The sequence below is a fragment of the Mycolicibacterium brumae genome, from assembly GCF_025215495.1.
GTDB classification, from domain to species: domain Bacteria; phylum Actinomycetota; class Actinomycetes; order Mycobacteriales; family Mycobacteriaceae; genus Mycobacterium; species Mycobacterium brumae.
The window spans coordinates 579463-597450 of record NZ_CP104302.1; the positions used below are offsets into that span (position 1 = coordinate 579463).

A 17988-nucleotide genomic window follows, 5' to 3' on the forward strand; every position below is an offset into this window, starting at 1 on the left:
AGCAAATGGAACGAGCTGCTCTCAGATGGCTGGTCCCAGCAGGTCGTCGGCGTCGCGGATGATGTAGCCGTAGCCCTGCTCGGCCAGGAAACGCTGCCGGTGCGCGGCGTAGTCGGCGTCCAGGGAATCCCGGCTGACCACGCTGTAGAACACCGCGCCGCCGCCGTCGTGCTTGGGCCGCAGCAGCCGGCCCAGCCGCTGTGCTTCCTCCTGGCGGGAGCCGAAGGTGCCGGACACCTGCACCGCGACCGACGCCTCCGGCAGGTCGATGGAGAAGTTCGCGACCTTGGAGACCACCAGGGTCTTGATCTCGCCGCGGCGGAACGCGTCGAACAGCTCCTCGCGTTCGGCGTTCTTCGTCGACCCCTGGATCACCGGGGCGTCGAGTTCCGTGCCGAGTTCGTCGAGCTGGTCCAGGTAGGCGCCGATCACCAGGGTCTGCTCGCCCTCGTGGCGGGCCAGGATGGAGCGCACCACCGCGATCTTGGTGTGCGCCGTCGCGCAGAGCTTGTACTTCTCCTCCGGCTCGGCGATCGCGTAGGTCATCCGCTCGTTCTCGGTCATGGTGACCCGCACCTCGACGCATTCGGCCGGCGCGATCCAGCCCTGGGCCTCGATGTCCTTCCACGGCGCGTCGTAGCGCTTCGGGCCGATCAGCGAGAACACGTCGCCCTCGCGGCCGTCCTCGCGGATCAGCGTGGCGGTCAGGCCGAGCCGCCGGCGCGACTGCAGATCGGCGGTCATCCGGAACACCGGCGCCGGCAGCAGGTGCACCTCGTCGTAGACGATCAGGCCCCAGTCGCGGGAGTCGAACAGCTCCAGATGCTTATAGACGCCCTTGGTGCGACGGGTGATCACCTGGTAGGTGGCGATGGTGACGGGCCGGATCTCCTTGCGCTCGCCGGAATACTCGCCGATCTCGGCCTCGGTCAGCGAGGTGCGGGCCAGCAGCTCGCGCTTCCACTGCCGACCGGCGACGGTGTTGGTGACCAGGATCAGCGTCGTCGCCCCGGCCTTGGCCATCGCCGCCGCGCCGACCAGGGTCTTGCCCGCGCCACAGGGCAGCACCACCACGCCCGACCCGCCGGCCCAGAACGAGTCGACGGCCAGCTGCTGGTAGTCCCGCAGCTCCCAGCCATCGGGCGTCAGTTCGATGGCATGCGCCTCGCCGTCGACGTAACCGGCGAGGTCCTCGGCGGGCCAGCCGATCTTGAGCAGCATCTGCTTGATCCGGCCGCGCTCACTGTTGTGCACCATCACGGTGTCGTCGTCGAGGCGGGCGCCGAGCATCGGAGCGATCTTCTTGTTGCGCAGCACCTCCTCGAGCACCGCGCGATCGAGGCTGACCAGCGTCAGGCCGTGCGCGGGGTGCTTGACCAGCTGCAGGCGCCCGTAGCGGGCCATGGTGTCGACGATGTCGACCAGCAGCGGCTGCGGCACCGGGTACCGGGAGTAGGTGACCAGCGCGTCGACCACCTGCTCGGCGTCATGCCCGGCAGCGCGGGCGTTCCACAGCGCGAGCGGGGTGATCCGGTAGGTGTGCACGTGCTCGGGCGCGCGTTCCAGCTCGGCGAACGGCGCGATCGCCGCCCGCGCGGCGCCGGCCTGCTCATGGTCGATCTCCAGCAGCACGGTCTTGTCGGACTGCACAATCAGCGGGCCGTCAGTCATAACCCGCCATTATCCTCCAAGGTCCGACACCACCGACGTCACGCGGTGCACGGCGAACTCCCGCACCCGGCCGGAGGTCTCGTCGAACGCGGTGAGGATGCCGCCGCGCACACTGACCGGGGTGACCAGCCGTCGGCTCGACACCCCGGCGTTGTCCCGGTAGCCGATCAGCACGTCGGAGCGCTGCATCGCCGCGCGCAGCAGCGCGACCGTCGCCTGGTTCGGGTCGATGACCTCGCCGTCCGGGGTGGCCTCGACCCGGCGCAGCACCGACACCAGCCCGACCAGATTGTCGTGGTTGGACGGGTTCGGCGGGGGTCGAAAGGACCGCCGGTGCGGATTGGCCGGCACCCGGGCGCCGCGGGCGGCCAGGTTGACGATGGCGCCGGAGGCGTCCTCGGCGGCCGGCGCCATCCCCGCGGCCCGCAGCGCGGCCAGCACCTCGCCGATCGGCGCCTGGGAGATCGCCACGGTCGGGGCCAGCAGCCGCAGTTCCAGCACCCGGACCGCCGGCGCGCCGATCGCCTGGGCCAGCAGGGCCGGGTCCTCGCACCGCACGAACGACGACGCCATCCCCACCCGCAGCTGCCCGTGCCGGCGCGCCACGTCATCGATCAGGTAGGTCAACCCCTGCGGAACCGGGGTCTTGGAGTGGCGCTCGAAGAACCCGTGCAGCCCGCCGGCGCTGTGTCCGGCGTCCAGCGCGCGGCGCACACTGGCCTCGCTGATCCGGTACACCGACGCCGCCCCCGCCGACTCGATGTCGGCGGCCGCGGTGAGTTCCTCGGCCAGTTCGGGAGCCAGCGGCCCGGGCACGACGACGGTCAGGTCGGCCTGCAGCAGAAAGTGGTCGACCGGGTCCGGCAGCGCCTGCTCCATCGCCTCGGCGGCGGCCTCGACGCCGTCGCGCAGCAGCGCGCGGCCGGGGGTGGTCAGCGCGCCGCGGCCCAGAATCCCGAGGATCTGCGCCTCGGCTAGCAGATGCCCGACCGGCTCCGGGGCCAGCCGGGCGGCCCAGCGGGGACGACGCCAGGCCAGCGCCGCCGACGCCTCCTCGGCCCGGGTGACGGCGCCGTCGGGCAACTCGTCGAGCATGGTCAGCAGCAGCCGACGGTCCAGCGGCGCGGCCGAGGAGTGCAGCGCGTGCGACAGCGCGACCAGCGGCTTGCCGTCGGGCCCGCGCTGGCCGACCAGGCCGGGCCGGGCCGGCAGCGCCAGCCACGCCTGGGCGAGCAGTGCCCAGCGGCCGCTGGCGGGGGTGTCCTGGTAGCGGTCGGCGGCCACCGTGGGCGCCCAGTACGGCGGGTTGCCGTCCTCGGGCGCCGGGTCGGGCATGCCGGAAGCGATCAGCCCCGCGGTGGCGGCCAGCTCCAGGATCAGCGTCAGCCGGTCCTCACCGATGCCGGTCGCCTTGGCCAGCCGTTTGGCTTCCCGCACCCCGAGCCCGCCGCTGCGCAGCTCCGGCGCGGGGGAGGCGGCCAGCGTGTTGAGCACCGTGTCGACTTCGCGCAGCAGGTCGATGACGGCCACCGCGGCGGCCCCGTCGGCCTCCATTTGGCTGACCTGCGCGACCGCCGCGTCCGGCGGGGTGAGCTCGATCGGGTCGGGCTGTTGGCCGCGCAGCAGCTGGCCCACCCGCCGGGGCAGCAGCACGGTCTCGTCGTCGACGCGCATCAGCAGGCCGGCGGCCAGCAGTCGGGGCACCGGGTTGGCCTGGGGAGCGTCCGGGCGGGCGTCGCGGGTGCGCCCGACGGGAGAACCCTCGGCGAGCCGGTCCAGCAGTTCGCGCTGCTCGGGGTCCAGCCCGCCGATCAGGGCCGCGAGTTCGTCGTTGGTCAGGTCGCCGCCGTCGCGCATGACCTGGCCGGGGTACCAGGGCAGTCCGGCGGTGGCCTCCGACGCCACCCGGATCTCGTCGTCGCCCCAGGCCAGCGCGCGGGCCTTCAGTTCATCGAGGGCGTGGCGCACCTGGGCGGGGTCGGCGCGTCCGGTGAGCAGGTCGGTCAGCGCCGCGGGCGGGACGGGGCTGACATTGGCGTGCAGCACCAGCAGCGCGTCGAGCACCGACAGTCGCAGCAGATCCAGCTCGTCGGTGGCGGCCTGCACCGACTGCCGAGCCTGCGCGCGGGAGGCCAACGCGGCGATGCTGGCCGGGGCGGGCTGCGCCAGGTCGGGCCGCAGCGTCAACAGCCGCACCAGGCCGTCGTCGGGCAGCTCGGCGAGCCACGCGCCGAGCGGTGTGCCCCGGGACTGTTTTTTCATCGTCGACCAGCGTAAAACAGCCTCTGTCGCACGCTGGCCGACCATGGCTGTCACAATGACACTCGTGGCTGACAACGCGAACTCCAAGAAGCAGTACGTCGATCCGGGCTGGCCCGAGGTGGCCCCGGGCGAGCACGCCGTCTCCGAGCTGGTCAGCGACCGCACCGGCTCGCTGTCGCCGTTCGGCGACACCCACTTCCCGCTGCCCGCCGACGAGCTGCCCTACATCCAGCCGTACACGGTGGTGAACCGGTAAGTTCTCGCAGGTTCTACCGCGTCAGGCGTCGGTAGTTTCGCGGGTTCAGCGCACGACGGCTCCGGCTCGCCGTGCGCTTTTCCTTGCCCGTGGCTGCTTACGCCTGCCTGCGTATCCCGCGCGGCCCGCGAGCGCCACTTTTTGCACGAGCGCCACTTTTGGTACGCGAAAGCCCAGGACGGGGTGTGCGAAAACTGGCCGTCGTGCAAAAAGTGGCGCTCGCGACCCAGGCAAAGCAGTCTCGCGACCCACGCAAAGCAGTTCGGCCCGGAGGGAATCCCTCCGGGCCGAACTATTTGGGGGCTGTTAGCCCTTCAGCACGACGTTCTGGCTGAGGCCCTGGGCGGCGACGGCCTGCTGGACCGCAGCGATGTAGTCCTCGGTGGTCGGCGCGGCGACCGGCACGACCTCGGGGGCCGGGGCCGGGGCGGCCATCGGCTCGGCGGCCGGGGCTTCGGGGGCGGGCAGCAGCTCGGGGGCCGGGGCCTCGGGAACCGCGTTCAGCTCCGGAGCGTCGATCGGGGCTTCGGGGGCCGGAGCCGGGGCCTCAGGGGCCGGCGGCAGCGCCTCGGGGGCGGGGGCAGGAGCGGCCGGGGCCGGGTTCTGCAGCGCCAGCATGTCCGGGGCGTCAACGGGGGCCTCGGGGGCGGTCTCCACGCTCACGTTGCGCGGGGTGGGGCTGGACAGCCCACGGCCGCAGGTCGGCCAGGCGCCACGGCCCTGGGAGGCCAGCACGCGCTCGGCGACAGCGATCTGCTGCTCCTTGGTGGCCAGGTAGGCGGCCGGGGCAAACTCGCCGCCGCCCGCGCCACGCCAGGTGCTGGGGGAGAACTGCAGGCCACCGTGGTAGCCGTTGCCGGTGTTGATGGCCCAGTTGCCGCCCGACTCGCAGGCTGCGACCTGATCCCACTCGCTGTCGGGGGCCGCATTGGCGGCGCCGGCCGCAGCGAGGCTGCCAACACCGAGGGCCGCGCCGGTCACGGCGATCTTGGCCACGTTCGCGGCCGATGACGAAGGCTTGCGATGACGTCCGCTCATAAGTCTGTATTCCTCTCTGCAACGCGCCCACGAGGTCAGCTGTCGGGTTCGGGCTGGAGAGGCTGCCCGGCCGTCGTCTAGCCACGAATGACCAAACGTCGGCTTCACCCCAAGGGGCCGTTGGCCCCAGGTCCGATCGGCGGGACCGGTTGGGTCCCCCGTCTCCATCCGCGGGTTGCTGTGGCCCTTACCCGGTGGATGGAGCTCGGCGCAACCGGGTTCAGGCGTGCGTGCCGTCGTCCATGACGGGCAGGCACGAGAGGAGACGCTAATGCCTATCGGCAATCTCGTCACGCGATCGCTAAAGCAGCGATTCGCCCGCCAGCAAACTTTAAGAGGATTCTAAAGCGCCACTACGCGATCGCGTTTCCGCAGGACGGCGTCGCGCTGTCACGAGTGTTGGACATTTCGTGACCTGTTCGTTATGTGAGCCAAATCACAATGAAATTCTCAGGTTGAGGGGTTTAAACCCTCAGGATCGGGCGTACTCAACCGGTTTTCCGTCGACCGGAACGATCTCCTTGCCAAGCGGAACCAGCGAGACCGGGATCATTTTCAGGTCCGCCAGGGCCAACGGGATCCCGATGATAGTGATCGCCATCGCAGCCGCGGACACCAGGTGTCCCAGCGCCAGCCACCACCCGAACAGCACCACCCAGATGATGTTTCCGATCAGCGCGCCGGGCCGGTCTCCGGGCTTGGCGACGATCGTCCGCCCGAACGGCCACAGCGCGTAGGACGCGATCCGCAACGACGCGAACCCGAACGGGATGGTGATGATCAGCACGAAGCACACCAGCGCCGCCAGGAAGTAGCCGATGGCCAGCCAGAGGCCGCCGAAGATCAGCCAGATGACATTCAGAACGACGCGCATATTTCGAGGCTACCCACCGGATTGCGGCGGCGATCAAATCCGAATGCCGCAACGCCACCCGGCCGAGTAGCATGACTCGGACAGCGTCTCCACGTGGGGCGCTTAATTGTTGTGACAGGCCCGATGGCCGCGAGATGAGCAGGTGAAGACAGTGCCGACCGGCAAGGTGAAGTGGTACGACGCCGACAAGGGCTTCGGGTTCTTGTCCCAGGAAGAGGGCGAGGACGTCTACGTCCGGTCCTCGGCGCTGCCCGCGGGCGTTGAGACGCTCAAGCCCGGCCAGCGGGTCGAGTTCGGCATCGCCTCGGGCCGCCGCGGCCCGCAGGCCCTGCAGGTCACGCTGCTGGAGGCGCCGCCGACGCTGTCCTCGCGCCCCCGTCGGGAACCCAGCGGGCCGGCTGAGCACAAGCACACCCCCGATGAGCTGCACGGCATGGTCGAGGACATGATCACCCTGCTGGAGAGCACGGTTCAGCCCGAGCTGCGCAAGGGCCGCTACCCGGACCGCAAGATCGCCCGTCGGGTCTCCGAGGTGGTCAAGGCCGTCGCCCGGGAGCTCGACGCCTAGCCTCGCCTGGGTCGTGTCATGAAAATCCTGACATGGACCGTCGCCGTCAGAGATGGATCCGGGGTGCGCGTTCGCGTCCGCCAGCGACGACTGCCGTGCGTGCAGCGAGGGTCCAGTTGGCGCACGCAGAACGTGTTGAGTGGCCAATTGGCGCACGCACAACGCCTCGAGTGGTCAGTTGATGCTCGAGGGCTCCGTGGCGTACGCCTCGGCCGGGGCGGTCCTGGGCCGTTGTGTTCCTAGTCGGCCGCTCGTGCCGCCGTTGGCCGCTCGAGAACGAAAACGTGCCGTCGTTGCAGCCTGGCGCAGGGCCTCGCAGTCCGGCGTTCGGGACGCGTTTCCATTCTGAGTCGCAGCGCCGGCAGGCGACTGAGGCCTAGAACCGCCGTCGTACCCCGCCTAGCCCGCCGGCCAGTTGGCCGCGACGCTCCACTCGGCGTGGAAGGTCTCGGCCTCTTCGCCGTCGACCAGCACGATCGTCGGCAGCTGCACCACGATCCGCTGCAGCTTGCCCTGATTCGGGTCGACGGTGGCGATGGTGACCGCGGAGCGCTCACCGGGGCGGAAGATCGCCTCGATGGCGCCGTCCTCATGGACCAGCAGCAGCCGCCACAGGTGCTTCCCGATCTCGTCGGGCACCGACAGCTGCACCACATTGCCCGGGTCGACATCGAGCGCCCCGCTGTCCTGCGGGTCGAAGCACTCGGTGAACAGCGGGTCGCAGTAGACGAACGGGCCCGGGGTGCTGAGCTCGCCCCGGGTGAACGCGCTGACCCGCGGGAATTCCGCGGAATGTCGGGTGCCCAGGTAGCCGCCGACGCCGAAGGCCGCCATCAGCAACAGCACACCCGCGACGGCAATGAGGGCCAAGCGCTTCATCGGGGACTCCCGGTCTTGGGGGCCGGTCGTTCGGTGCCGACCAACTCCGGGCGGTTGCCGCCGAAGCCGGGGATCAGCGACCCGCCCTCGAAGCTGGCGATGGTCTGCGCCAGCCCCGGGATCAGCAGCGCGGTGATCGCGGTGAACCCTACCCACAGGTCGGTGTAGACCAGCACGCCGAGGGCGCCGCCGAGCACCCACGCCAGCTGCAGCAGCGACTCCGAGCGCCCGAACGCCGACGCCCGCGAGCGCTCCGGCAGGTCGTCCTGCAGCGCGGCGTCCAGCGACGACTTGCCGATGGCGCTGGCCGCCGAGGTCACCCCGGCGGCCACCGCGGCGGCGGCGAGGTTGCCGACGATGGCGGCGATCAGCCCGACGGCCGTCACCGCCATCGTCGCGCGCACCACCAGCATCGACGGGCGGCCCAGTTTGAGCCGGGCGGCGGTGAAGTTGCCGGCGAAGTTGCCCACCCCCGCGGCCGCGCCGATCACGCCGAGGATGGCCAGCTGCTCCCAGCTGCTGGCGTCGTGCGATTTGGCGACGAACGCCGGGTAGAGGAACAGGAAGCCGACCATCATTTTGATCGTGCAGTTGCCCCAGATCGAGGTCATGATGTTGCGGCCGAGCTGCTGACGCGGCTGTTCGACGGGCCCGGGGTGACGGCGCGACGGGGCCGACTGGTCGTGATAGCTCAGGGTGGTCGGCACCTCGCCTGCGGTCTGCTCCACCCAGCTCGGAATCTTCATCGACAGCGCGGCGCCGGCCAGGGACACCGCCACCACGACGAACAGCGCCCCGGGCATGTCGAACAGCGTGTTGCAGAGGTACTCGATGCCGGCCGCGATGCCGCCGCCGATGATGGTTCCGCCGATCAGGCCGAACATCATCAGCCGCGAATTCACCCGCACCAGGTCGATGGTCGGCGGCATCACCCGCGGCGTGACCGCGCTGCGCAGCACCGAGAACGATTTGCTCAGCACCATCATGCCGAGCGCGGCGGGGTACAACACCCACGGCGGGAAGCTGCCGGTGGCGCCGTCGTAATTGAGGATCAGCACCAGCGCCAGGCCGGTGCGCAGCACGAACGACATCGCCAGGGCCACCCGCCGGCCGTGTTGCAGCTTGTCCAGCGCGGGCCCGATCACCGGCGCGATCACCGCGAACGGCGCGATGGTGATCAGCAGGTACAGCGCCACCCGGCTCTTGGACTCCCCGGTCGCGGCGGCGAAGAACAGCGTGTTGGCCAGCGCGACGGCCATCGCGGCGTCGACGGCGAAGTTCGCGACGACCGGCCAGGTCAGCGCGGTCATACCGGACTTGTCGGCGCCGTCGGCGGTGGCCGCGCGGTGCACCAGGCCGTACATCCGGGTGCCCATCTCGCGGCTGCGCATGGCGGCCGCGCGGGTCACGGTGATCCGGTACGCCCCGTCCATCCGCTGATCGGGATCGGTGGGCTCGTCGGGGTGACGGCTGTCCCAGTCCTCGTCCAGCGGTGGCAGGTAGCGATTGGAACTCGGGCCGGTGTAGGCCACCCCGGGACGACGGTGTCCCGGCGGGTCGGTGGGATAGTTCGCCATTCCCGGATGCTCGTCGCGGCGACCGGACCCGGGGCCGTTCCCCGGTTGCCGTCGCTGCTTATTGGACACAGTGAGATTGTTCCCTATCCGGGCGACAGCTATGCGCACCGTCTGCCGGTGTCGGCAAAGCCACCGGCGGTGTGGCTTATCGGGGCAGGTGTCGGGCAAGATAGAGGCGCTATGAACAGCCCCAGTGACGCACCCGAGTTCGCCCCGGACGAGACCACGCCCGACGTCGAGGTCGCCGCGCCTGAAATCGAGGACGCGTGCATCCTCGCGACGGAGGCCGACGAGACCGCGGCCGACGTTCCCGAGGTCGTCACCACCGAGGCCATCGAGGTCGAGGACGTGACCGAGGCCGTCATCGACGCTGAGCCCGTTGTCGACGACGTTGTTGGTGAAGAACCCGTCGTCGATGAAGCCGTCGACGAAGAACCGGCCGTCGAGCCGGAACCGGAACCCGAGCCGGACCCCGCGCTGCTGGCGGCCCTGGCCGAGCTACTGCTCGGCGCGGCCGAGCAGGCCCGCGACGCGGTCACCGAGCACAGCGGCGACACCGTCGGCGACTACCTGGGCGCCGAACTGGAAGACCCGACCGCGGCCACCCACCGATTCCTGGCGCAGGTGCCCGGTTACGGCGGCTGGCAGTGGGCCGTCGTGGTGGCCGGTTACCCCGGCGCCCAGCACGTCACCGTCAGTGAAGTGGTGCTGGTGCCCGGGCCCGACGCGCTGCTGGCCCCGGACTGGCTGCCGTGGGATCAGCGGGTGCGCCCCGGAGACCTGGGCCCCGGCGATCTGCTCGCCCCGCCCGCCGACGACACGCGGCTGGTCCCCGGCTACACGCTGTCCGGCGATCCGGCGGTCGATGAGACCGCGCCCGAATTCGGGTTCGGCCGCAAGCAGGTGCTCTCGCCGTGGGGTCGTGCCGACGCCGCCGAGCGCTGGCACGACGGCGACTACGGTCCCAATAGCGCGATGGCGCGATCCACCAAGCGCGCCTGCCGGGATTGCGGCTATCTGGTCCCGCTGTCCGGCGAGCTGGGCACCCTCTTCGGGGTGTGCGCCAACGAATTCGCGGCCGACGGGCACGTGGTGGACTTCGGTTACGGCTGCGGCGCGCACTCCGACACTCCGCCGGCGCCCGGCAACGGCTCCCCGCTGTTCGACCCGTTCGACGACGGTGTGCTCGACGTCAGCGAGAACCCGACCAGCGTCTAGAAAGATTGCTGGTGGCGGCGGTGTTGCGGATGGGGTTCCGCGCCGGCGAGCATGCGCCAGCCGTTTTGGGTGCGGTGTGCCCGCAGGGGTCGTTCCCGGCGCGAGTGTGCAACTGCGGTCGTCTCCTGACCGCGAGTGGCCAACGGCGGCACGTTTTCCTTCTCGAGCGGCCAACGACGGCACGTTTTCCATAGCGAGCGGCCAACGACGGCACGAGCGGCCGACCAGGAACACAACGGCCCAGGACTGCCCCGCGCGAGGCGTACGCCACGGAGCCCTCGTGCGCTAACCGGCCGCTCAAGGCGTTCTGCGTGCGCTAACAGGCCACTCGCGAACCTGCGTGCACGGCGGTCGTCTTTCGCGGCCGCAAACGTGCCTGCGTGGCATAGGCGAGTCCTTCGCCCGCGTTTAAAGACTCCCGGTGGCGCCCAGCGCCAGCAGCGCCACCCACGCCCCGCCGGTCCCGACGGCCAGACCAGGCGCCACCCAGCGCAACACCGGGGTGTGCCGCCAGCTCCACACCGTCGGCGCCAGACCGCCGGCGGCCACCAGGTTCAGCCCGACCGCCAGGATCGGATGCACGCGCACCAGGCCGGTGCTGAGCACCACCACGGCGATCGCGGTGACGACGGCGACGAACGCGGTCAACGTCAGGCCCGTGCCCCAGGGCGTCGGCTCCCGCGTCATGACCCGACCCTAACCCGCTCGTAGAACGCCAAGGCGGCAGCGGTTGCGACGTTGAGCGAGTCGGTGCCGCGGGCCATCGGGATGCGGACGCGCAGGTCAGCGGCGCGCAGCACGGTCTCGGTCAGACCCGGACCCTCGGCGCCGACGAGGATGGCCACCTTCGCGTCGTCGGGCATGGCCTCGCTCAGCGGCACGGACCCTTCGCCCGGCGTCATCGCCAGCAGGGTGAAGCCGCCGTCGCGCAGCAGGCGCAGGCCCTGCGGCCACTGCGGCAGCCGGGCGAACGGCACGAGTAGCACATGCCCCATCGAGACCCGCACCGCGCGGCGGTACAGCGGATCCGCGCACCCGGGCCCGAACAGCACCGCGTCGACGTCCAGTCCGGCGGCGTTGCGGAAGATCGACCCGAGGTTCTCGTGGTCGTTGACGCCTTCGAGCACCGCGACGGTGCGGGACTGCGCCAGCAACGCGGTGGCGTCCAGTTCCTCGGGACGACGGGCGGCGGCCAGCACCCCGCGATTGAGGTGGAAGCCGACGACCTGCGCCATCAGGTCGGCGCTGACCCGGTAAAAGGGCAGGCCGGGATGCCCGGCGAGATCGTGTGCCAATTCCACGCGACGGCGTTCCACCCCCAGCAGCGCGTGCGGGGTGAACCGGGAGGCCAGCATCCGCTGCGCCACCAGCACACCCTCGGCGATCACCAAGCCCTTGCCGCTGGGCAGGTCCGGGCGACGGTCGACGCTATTGAGGTCGCGGAAGTCGTCCAGCCGCGGGTCGGCCGGGTCATCGATGTCGATCACCAATCCGGTACCGACGGTTTCAGGCTGGGGCGGGCAGGGCACTCGGACAACCTATGCGATCGGCTATCTTGAACCTCGATGCCCGAGCCCAAGACTCCCGTGCAGGCCCCCGCGCTGCCCAAGTCGCTGCTGGATCCGATGCCGATGATCGCCGTCGGCGCGTTGATCTGGCTGGCGGTGGCCATCGCGGCCTTCACTGTCCCGAGTCTGCAGACCTGGCGGCCGATCGCCGTCGCCGGGCTGGGCGTCGGCGCGTTCGGACTGTTCCTGTTCACCTGGCAGCGCAGCGCCGCCCGGCGCGGCTCGAAGGGCGCCCAGGACGTGCTGCGCGATATGTAGACCCTGCGCCGTCCAACCACGGTGCGGCCGTTGTTATCCCTGAAGAATCGGAGTGAACCCATGGCAGCTGAACTTCTGCAGGCCCAGATCGACATCGCCGCCCCGCCGGCCAAGGTGTGGGAGCTGATCAGCGACCTCAGCCGGATGCCCGAGTGGAGCCCGCAGTGCCGGAAGATGAAGGCCCTCGGCGCGCTCAAGCCCGGCACCAAGACCCTCAACCTCAACCGCCGCGGGATGCTCTTCTGGCCCACCACCTGCACCATCACCGATGTGGTGCCGCAATCGAAGCTGGCTTTCAAAGTCGACGCCAACGGCAGCATCTGGAGCTACGAGCTGGAGCCGACGGTGGACGGCACCCGCGTCGTCGAGTCCCGTCGCGCCCCCAACGGCGTCAGCAAGGTGTCCGTCGTGCTGACCAAGAACATGCTGGGTGGCGTCGACACCTTCGAGCAGGAGCTCGTCGAGGGCATGAACACCTCGCTGGCCCGCATCAAGGCGGCCGCCGAGGGGAGCTGAGTGTCCAGCGAGCTTGCGAGCTGACGCGAAGAGGCCCCGAGTAGACAACGCCGAGGGGAGCTGAGTGTCAGCGAGCTTGCGAGCTGACGCGAAGAGGCCCCGAGTAGACAACGCCGAGGGGAAAGCCTAGCGGCCGGAGCCGGAGCGAACGCCCAGCAACACGTCTTCCCAGCCGGGAACCGTGGGGTGGGCGGCGCGCCGACGCGGCTTGGGGGAGTCCTCGTCGGCCGGGGTGTCCGCAGTCGATGCAGCCGGAGCAGTTGAAGCAGCCGGCGCTGACGGTGCGGGAGCGGCCGGCGCCTCGTCGACCAGCATTTCCTGACGCGCGGCCGGAACGACGGGAGCGGCGGGCTCCTTCGCGCGGCGCGGCCCGAAGTCCAGCTGCGCAACCGCGGCGACCGGGCGCAGCGGCCGCTCGAACGACGGGTTGATCAGCGCGTTCGCGGCGTCGTCGGCGGCCGAGACGGTCCCGCCGTGCGAGCCCGGTGTGTACAGGAAGTGCGCGACGTTCTCCGAGCGGCCGGCCTGCCAGGACAGCTGCACCGTCCACCGGCCGTCCTCGTTGCGCCAGGCGTCCCAGGACACCTGCTCGGGGTTCAGGCCGCGGTTGACCAGGGTTCCGGTGACGGTCTCCAGCAGGGTCAGCACCGACGGCCCGTCGGGCAGGATCGGGTGCGCGGCGGTGGCCAGTTCGGCGGCGCGGGAACGTTCCAGCAGCACCGGGTCGGCGAACCGCTGGATGCGGTCGATGTCGCCGCCGCAGGACGCGGCCAGCTGCTCCACCGAGGCCCCCGCGCGGATGCGGGCCTGGATGTCGCGCGGGCGCAGCCGGGTGCTCGACTCGATGTCGATCTCGGTCTGGCCGGCGGCGGCCTGATCGCCGCGGACCGCCGCGCGCAGCTTGTCGTTCACCGGCAGCCGGAACTTGTCGGCGGGACCGGCGCCCGAGGCGGTCTCACAGATGATGTGCCGGCCGTCGAGCCCGACGACCTTCAGATCCCGCATGTCGACCTCCCCGCGAGCCCGGTGCCGAGCGCGCTTTCAGCGCACCCTACGGGAGTAACGAAGCCGTAACGCGGTGACACGCCGCCATCAAACGCCGCGGACTGTCAGAGCCGCTCGACGACCCAGTCGACGCAGGCCGTCAGGGCGCTGACGTCCTCGGGGTCGATCGCCGGGAACATCGCCACCCGCAGCTGGTTGCGGCCCAGCTTGCGGTACGGCTCGGTGTCGACGATCCCGTTGGCGCGCAACACCTTGGCGACCGCGGCGGCGTCCACCGCCTCGTCGAAATCGATGGTCCCGACGACCTGCGAGCGCAGCGCCGGATCGGACACGAACGGCGTCGCGAACGACGACGCCTCGGCCCAGCCGTACAGCCGGGACGCCGAGTCGGCGGTGCGCGCGGTCGCCCAGTCCAGGCCGCCGTTGCCGTTGAGCCAGTCCAGCTGCTCGGCCATCAGCAGCAGGGTGGCGATGGCCGGGGTGTTGTAGGTCTGGTTCTTGAGGCTGTTGTCGACGGCGATCGGTAGCGACAGGAACTCCGGGACCCAGCGATCGGAGGCCTTGATCTGCTCGACCCGCTCGAGCGCGGCCGGGCTCATCACGGCCAGCCACAGCCCGCCGTCGCTGGCGAAGTTCTTCTGCGGCGCGAAGTAGTAGGCGTCGGTGTCGGCGATGTTGACCGGCAGGCCGCCGGCGCCGGAGGTCGCGTCGATCAGCACCAGGGCGTCGCCGTCGGGCCGGGTCACCGGAACCGCGACGCCGGTGGAGGTCTCGTTGTGCGCCCAGGCGGCCACGTCGACCGACGGGTCGGACTGCACCTCTGGGGCGCTGCCCGCGTCGGCGGACACCACGATCGGGTCCCCGACGAACGGGTTCTTCTTGACCGCGGAGGCGAACTTCGAGCTGAACTCGCCGTAGGTGAGGTGCAGCGAGCGCTCGTTGATCAGGCCGAACGCCGCGGCGTCCCAGAACGCGGTGGCGCCACCATTGCCCAGGATCACCTCATAGCCCTCGGGCGCGGAGAAGAGCTGAGAAACCCCGTCGCGCACCCGGCCGACCAGGTTCTTCACCGGGGCCTGGCGGTGCGAGGTGCCGAACAGCGCGGCGCCCTTGCCGACGAGCGCGGACAACTGTTCGGGCCGCACCTTCGACGGACCGCAGCCGAACCGGCCGTCGGCGGGTTTGAGATCTGCGGGAATGGTCAATTCGTCAGCCATGGGCGTCAAGCGTAGTGACCGGTCCGGGAGTTCCATCCGGGGCCCCTCGGCCGGAAGCGGCCGAATAGTGACCTGTGACACACCAGCGCCGATTCCGCAGGTAACCTCACTTTATTCGGCGCGTTTGAAAGCTTTTGGCGGTACCGATACCTGCGGTACCGTCGTTAAACCCCGAAGCACCCGAAGACCCCTCACAGGAGGTTCGCAGGATGGCACGCGTCAAGCAGCCGCGCACGAAGATCATGCGCCGCTGGCGTAGCAATATGGAGGTCCGCCAGGACAAGGCGTACACCGAACGACTGCAGACCCTGTCCGAAGGCTCGGTGCGGCGTAACTTCAGCCCGTACGTCGACATCGATTGGGACGACCCCGCGTTCGAGGTCATCCCGAACGATCCGCGCTGGGTGCTGACCAACAGCGATCCCATCGGCCGGCATCCCTGGTACCGCGCGCAGCCGCTGGAGAAGCAGATCGAGATCGGCATGTGGCGTCAGGCCAACGTCGCCAAGGTCGGCCTGCACTTCGAGTCGATCCTGATGCGCGGCATGCTCGGCTACGTCTTCTGGAACCCGAACGGTTCCCCGGAGTACCGGTACTGCCTGCACGAAACCATCGAAGAGGGCAACCACACCCTGATGTTCCAGGAGATGGTGAACCACATCGGGATGGACGTTCCGGGTATGCCGCGGATGCTCAAGTGGGTCTCGCCGTTCGTCCCGCTGGCCGCCCAGCCGCTGCCCGGCTTGTTCTTCTTCGGCGTGCTCGCCGGTGAGGAGCCGATCGACCACCTGCAGAAGTCCATCCTGCGCGAGGGCTCCGAACTGCATCCGATCATGGAACGGGTGATGGCGATCCACGTCGCCGAGGAGGCCCGGCACATCTCGTTCGCGCACGAATTCCTGGAGCGCCGCGTTCCGCTGATGCGCCGCGGGCCGCGGTTCGTGCTGTCGCTGTTCGTGCCGATCACCATGCGCGTGCTGTGTTCGGCGATCACCAAGCCGCCGAAAGCCTTCTGGCGGGAGTTCGACATCCCGCGCTCGGTGAAGAAGGACATCTTCTTCAAATCACCGGAAGCGCGGCAGATGCTGTCCGACGTCTTCGGCGACGTCCGGATGCTGTGCCACGACACCGGCCTGATGAACCCGCTGGCCCGGCTGGTGTGGAAGCTCTGCCGGATCAGCGGCGACGCGTCGCGCTACCGCAGCGAGCCCAACCGGGCCCATCTGCCGATCGAGGCGCGGCCGCTGGCGCCGATGGCGACCGCCGACGCGGTCGAGTCGATCCCGGCCTAGGCGCACATGCCGCATATCATCACCCAGTCGTGCTGCAGCGACGGGTCGTGTGTTTACGCATGCCCGGTGAACTGCATCCACCCCAGCCCGGATGAGCCGGAGTTCGCCAGCGCGGAGATGCTCTACGTCGATCCGGACGCGTGCGTGGATTGCGGCGCCTGCGTCAGCGCCTGCCCGGTCGGCGCGATCGTGCCGGACAGCAAGCTGGTCCCCGAGCAATTGCCGTTCATTCCGCTGAACCGGGCCTACTACCCGGACCGGCACGGGCAGAAGGTCCCCCCGACGTCCAAGCTGGCGCCGGTGCCCCCGGCCCCGGAGATCCAGCGCGGCGGCATGCCGCTGACGGTGGCGATCGTCGGCTCCGGCCCGGCCGCGATGTACGCCGCCGACGAGCTGCTGACCCAACACGGTGTGCGGGTCAACGTGTTCGAGAAGTTGCCGACGCCCTACGGGCTGGTGCGCGCCGGCGTCGCCCCGGACCACCCGCACACCAAGAAGGTCACCAAGCTCTTCGACACCATCGCCAACGAGGCGGGTTTCACGTTCTACCTGAACGTCGAGGTCGGCAAGCACGTGAGCCACGCGGAGCTGCTGCAGCACCACCACGCGGTGCTCTACGCCGTCGGCGCCCCGCACGACCGGCGCCTGGACATCGACGGCATGGACAACGTCGGCGTGCACACCGCCACCGAACTGGTGGCCTGGTACAACGGCCACCCGGATTTCGTCGACCTGCCGGTGGACTTGTCCTGCGAGCGGGTGGTGCTGGTCGGCAACGGCAACGTGGCCATGGACGTGGCGCGGATCCTCACCGCCGACGCCGATGAGCTGGCCCGCACCGACATCGCCGACCACGCGCTGGCGGTGCTGCGGGAGTCCAAGGTGCGCGAGGTGATCGTCGCGGCCCGTCGCGGCCCGGCCGACTCGGCGTTCACGCTGCCGGAGCTCATCGGGCTGACCGCGCACCGCAGCGTCGTGCTCGACGAGTACGCGCAGGGGCTGGTTCGCGAGGACCTGGCCGGCGAGCACGACGAGCTCACCCGCAACAAGCTGGACATCCTGGCCACCCTGTCCGACGCCGACGGGGACGAGCGCCGGATCCGGCTGGCCTACCGGCTCACCCCGAAACGCGTGGTGGGCGACGGCCGCGTGCAGGCCGTCGAATTCGTCCGCACCGGAACCGAGGAGACCCACCGGTTCGAGGCGGGGCTGCTGGCCACCTCGATCGGGTACCACGGCCGGGCGGTGCCGGACCTGCCGTTCGACGAGAAGGCCGGTGTGGTGCCCAACGACGACGGCCGCGTCACCGACTGTCCCGGGACCTACGTCGCGGGCTGGATCAAACGCGGCCCGACGGGGTTCATCGGGACCAACAAGAGCTGCGCGCAGCACACCGTGCACCAGCTGGTCGAGGACTTCAACAGCGGGGCGCTGGCCGACCCGGCGCACCGCCACCGGAGCGAGTTGCAGCGCCTGGCGCGCGAGCGTCAGCCGCAGCTGGTGGACCTGGCCGGTTGGCACGCCATCGACGCCGCGGAGATCGCGCGGGGCGCCGGGGTGCGGCCGCGAGACAAGTTCACCCGCATCGCCCCGATGCTGGCGGTGGCCGCCACCGCGCCACGGCCGACCTGGCGCGACCGCCTGCGCGAGGCCATCACCGTCTGAGTCGAGCGGCCGAGGAACGAGGCTGCGAAGAGCTCAGACGTATCAGCGCCGTCTGAGTCGAGCGGCCGAGGAACGAGGCTGCGAAGAGCTCAGACGTATCAGCGCCGTCTGAGTCGAGCGGCCC

The 17988-nt window shown here is 70.2% G+C and carries 17 protein-coding genes and 1 riboswitch; of the genes, 7 read left to right on the forward strand and 10 right to left on the reverse strand.

Annotation, left to right across the window (positions count from 1 at the left end):
* Positions 1 to 21: 21 nt before the first annotated feature.
* Complete coding sequence (locus L2Z93_RS03005) at positions 22 to 1671, reverse strand: DNA repair helicase XPB (protein WP_090589065.1); 1650 nt, start codon at positions 1669 to 1671, stop codon at positions 22 to 24.
* A 9-nt stretch (positions 1672 to 1680) separates the two neighbouring features.
* Positions 1681 to 3933: a helicase-associated domain-containing protein gene (locus tag L2Z93_RS03010; RefSeq protein ID WP_090589066.1), complete on the reverse strand. Its 2253-nt coding sequence runs from the start codon at positions 3931 to 3933 to the stop codon at positions 1681 to 1683.
* A gap of 55 nt (positions 3934 to 3988) precedes the next feature.
* On the opposite strand from L2Z93_RS03010, the gene L2Z93_RS03015 reads away from it, so the two are divergent.
* On the forward strand, positions 3989 to 4189 hold the full coding sequence (locus L2Z93_RS03015) for a hypothetical protein (protein ID WP_193438960.1): 201 nt from the start codon (positions 3989 to 3991) through the stop codon (positions 4187 to 4189).
* Between the two features lie 306 nt (positions 4190 to 4495).
* On the opposite strand, the gene L2Z93_RS03020 is transcribed toward L2Z93_RS03015, so the two are convergent.
* Together L2Z93_RS03020 and L2Z93_RS03025 are read right to left on the reverse strand one after the other, a co-directional pair.
* Entirely contained in the window at positions 4496 to 5185 is a 690-nt protein-coding gene (locus L2Z93_RS03020) for a transglycosylase family protein (RefSeq protein ID WP_370745833.1), read from the reverse strand.
* 49 nt (positions 5186 to 5234) lie between these two features.
* Positions 5235 to 5410: riboswitch (cyclic di-AMP (ydaO/yuaA leader) on the reverse strand.
* Between the two features lie 289 nt (positions 5411 to 5699).
* Positions 5700 to 6101, reverse strand: a complete 402-nt coding sequence (locus L2Z93_RS03025) for a YccF domain-containing protein (RefSeq protein WP_090589075.1) — start codon at positions 6099 to 6101, stop codon at positions 5700 to 5702.
* Positions 6102 to 6252: 151 nt separating this feature from the next.
* Between L2Z93_RS03025 and L2Z93_RS03030 the strand changes: the two genes are divergently transcribed.
* On the forward strand, positions 6253 to 6669 hold the full coding sequence (locus L2Z93_RS03030; RefSeq protein WP_090589333.1) for a cold-shock protein: 417 nt from the start codon (positions 6253 to 6255) through the stop codon (positions 6667 to 6669).
* A 399-nt stretch (positions 6670 to 7068) separates the two neighbouring features.
* On the opposite strand, the gene L2Z93_RS03035 is transcribed toward L2Z93_RS03030, so the two are convergent.
* Both L2Z93_RS03035 and L2Z93_RS03040 read right to left on the reverse strand, forming a co-directional pair.
* Positions 7069 to 7548, reverse strand: a complete 480-nt coding sequence (locus L2Z93_RS03035; protein ID WP_090589076.1) for a DUF2771 domain-containing protein — start codon at positions 7546 to 7548, stop codon at positions 7069 to 7071.
* Positions 7545 to 9125: an MFS transporter gene (locus L2Z93_RS03040; protein WP_090589077.1), complete on the reverse strand. Its 1581-nt coding sequence runs from the start codon at positions 9123 to 9125 to the stop codon at positions 7545 to 7547. The genes L2Z93_RS03035 and L2Z93_RS03040 overlap by 4 nt, the downstream gene beginning before the upstream one ends.
* A 477-nt stretch (positions 9126 to 9602) precedes the next feature.
* Here L2Z93_RS03040 and L2Z93_RS03045 point away from each other — a divergent pair, with 477 nt between their 5' ends.
* Complete coding sequence (locus L2Z93_RS03045; protein ID WP_234786156.1) at positions 9603 to 10343, forward strand: DUF3027 domain-containing protein; 741 nt, start codon at positions 9603 to 9605, stop codon at positions 10341 to 10343.
* A gap of 408 nt (positions 10344 to 10751) precedes the next feature.
* Here L2Z93_RS03045 and L2Z93_RS03050 read toward each other — a convergent pair whose 3' ends face one another.
* On the reverse strand, positions 10752 to 11030 hold the full coding sequence (locus L2Z93_RS03050; protein WP_090589079.1) for a DUF2537 domain-containing protein: 279 nt from the start codon (positions 11028 to 11030) through the stop codon (positions 10752 to 10754).
* On the reverse strand, positions 11027 to 11833 hold the full coding sequence (locus tag L2Z93_RS03055) for a TrmH family RNA methyltransferase (protein ID WP_090589080.1): 807 nt from the start codon (positions 11831 to 11833) through the stop codon (positions 11027 to 11029). The genes L2Z93_RS03050 and L2Z93_RS03055 overlap by 4 nt, the downstream gene beginning before the upstream one ends.
* A 75-nt stretch (positions 11834 to 11908) precedes the next feature.
* On the opposite strand from L2Z93_RS03055, the gene L2Z93_RS03060 reads away from it, so the two are divergent.
* Both L2Z93_RS03060 and L2Z93_RS03065 read left to right on the forward strand, forming a co-directional pair.
* Positions 11909 to 12169: a DUF2530 domain-containing protein gene (locus L2Z93_RS03060; RefSeq protein ID WP_090589081.1), complete on the forward strand. Its 261-nt coding sequence runs from the start codon at positions 11909 to 11911 to the stop codon at positions 12167 to 12169.
* A 60-nt stretch (positions 12170 to 12229) separates the two neighbouring features.
* On the forward strand, positions 12230 to 12685 hold the full coding sequence (locus tag L2Z93_RS03065; protein WP_090589082.1) for an SRPBCC family protein: 456 nt from the start codon (positions 12230 to 12232) through the stop codon (positions 12683 to 12685).
* Between the two features lie 126 nt (positions 12686 to 12811).
* Here L2Z93_RS03065 and sepH read toward each other — a convergent pair whose 3' ends face one another.
* Both sepH and serC read right to left on the reverse strand, forming a co-directional pair.
* Complete coding sequence (gene sepH / locus L2Z93_RS03070) at positions 12812 to 13690, reverse strand: septation protein SepH (RefSeq protein WP_090589083.1); 879 nt, start codon at positions 13688 to 13690, stop codon at positions 12812 to 12814.
* Between the two features lie 104 nt (positions 13691 to 13794).
* Positions 13795 to 14907, reverse strand: a complete 1113-nt coding sequence (gene serC / locus L2Z93_RS03075) for a phosphoserine transaminase (RefSeq protein ID WP_090589084.1) — start codon at positions 14905 to 14907, stop codon at positions 13795 to 13797.
* 209 nt (positions 14908 to 15116) lie between these two features.
* Here serC and L2Z93_RS03080 point away from each other — a divergent pair, with 209 nt between their 5' ends.
* Complete coding sequence (locus tag L2Z93_RS03080; protein ID WP_090589085.1) at positions 15117 to 16199, forward strand: AurF N-oxygenase family protein; 1083 nt, start codon at positions 15117 to 15119, stop codon at positions 16197 to 16199.
* 6 nt (positions 16200 to 16205) lie between these two features.
* The gene (locus L2Z93_RS03085; protein ID WP_090589086.1) at positions 16206 to 17864 is read left to right on the forward strand and encodes an FAD-dependent oxidoreductase; all 1659 of its coding nucleotides are present in this window, start codon (positions 16206 to 16208) and stop codon (positions 17862 to 17864) included.
* Positions 17865 to 17988 lie beyond the last annotated feature (124 nt).

What these genes read in the sequence shown, in the direction of transcription:
- L2Z93_RS03005 (WP_090589065.1), bottom strand. Translation starts at nt 1,671, where the DNA reads ATGACTGACGGCCCGCTGATTGTGCAGTCCGACAAGACCGTGCTGCTG.
- L2Z93_RS03010 (WP_090589066.1), bottom strand. Translation starts at nt 3,933, where the DNA reads ATGAAAAAACAGTCCCGGGGCACACCGCTCGGCGCGTGGCTCGCCGAG.
- L2Z93_RS03015 (WP_193438960.1), top strand. Translation starts at nt 3,989, where the DNA reads ATGACACTCGTGGCTGACAACGCGAACTCCAAGAAGCAGTACGTCGAT.
- L2Z93_RS03025 (WP_090589075.1), bottom strand. Translation starts at nt 6,101, where the DNA reads ATGCGCGTCGTTCTGAATGTCATCTGGCTGATCTTCGGCGGCCTCTGG.
- L2Z93_RS03035 (WP_090589076.1), bottom strand. Translation starts at nt 7,548, where the DNA reads ATGAAGCGCTTGGCCCTCATTGCCGTCGCGGGTGTGCTGTTGCTGATG.
- L2Z93_RS03040 (WP_090589077.1), bottom strand. Translation starts at nt 9,125, where the DNA reads ATGGCGAACTATCCCACCGACCCGCCGGGACACCGTCGTCCCGGGGTG.
- L2Z93_RS03050 (WP_090589079.1), bottom strand. Translation starts at nt 11,030, where the DNA reads ATGACGCGGGAGCCGACGCCCTGGGGCACGGGCCTGACGTTGACCGCG.
- L2Z93_RS03060 (WP_090589081.1), top strand. Translation starts at nt 11,909, where the DNA reads ATGCCCGAGCCCAAGACTCCCGTGCAGGCCCCCGCGCTGCCCAAGTCG.
- L2Z93_RS03065 (WP_090589082.1), top strand. Translation starts at nt 12,230, where the DNA reads ATGGCAGCTGAACTTCTGCAGGCCCAGATCGACATCGCCGCCCCGCCG.
- sepH (WP_090589083.1), bottom strand. Translation starts at nt 13,690, where the DNA reads ATGCGGGATCTGAAGGTCGTCGGGCTCGACGGCCGGCACATCATCTGT.
- serC (WP_090589084.1), bottom strand. Translation starts at nt 14,907, where the DNA reads ATGGCTGACGAATTGACCATTCCCGCAGATCTCAAACCCGCCGACGGC.
- L2Z93_RS03080 (WP_090589085.1), top strand. Translation starts at nt 15,117, where the DNA reads ATGGCACGCGTCAAGCAGCCGCGCACGAAGATCATGCGCCGCTGGCGT.
- L2Z93_RS03085 (WP_090589086.1), top strand. Translation starts at nt 16,206, where the DNA reads ATGCCGCATATCATCACCCAGTCGTGCTGCAGCGACGGGTCGTGTGTT.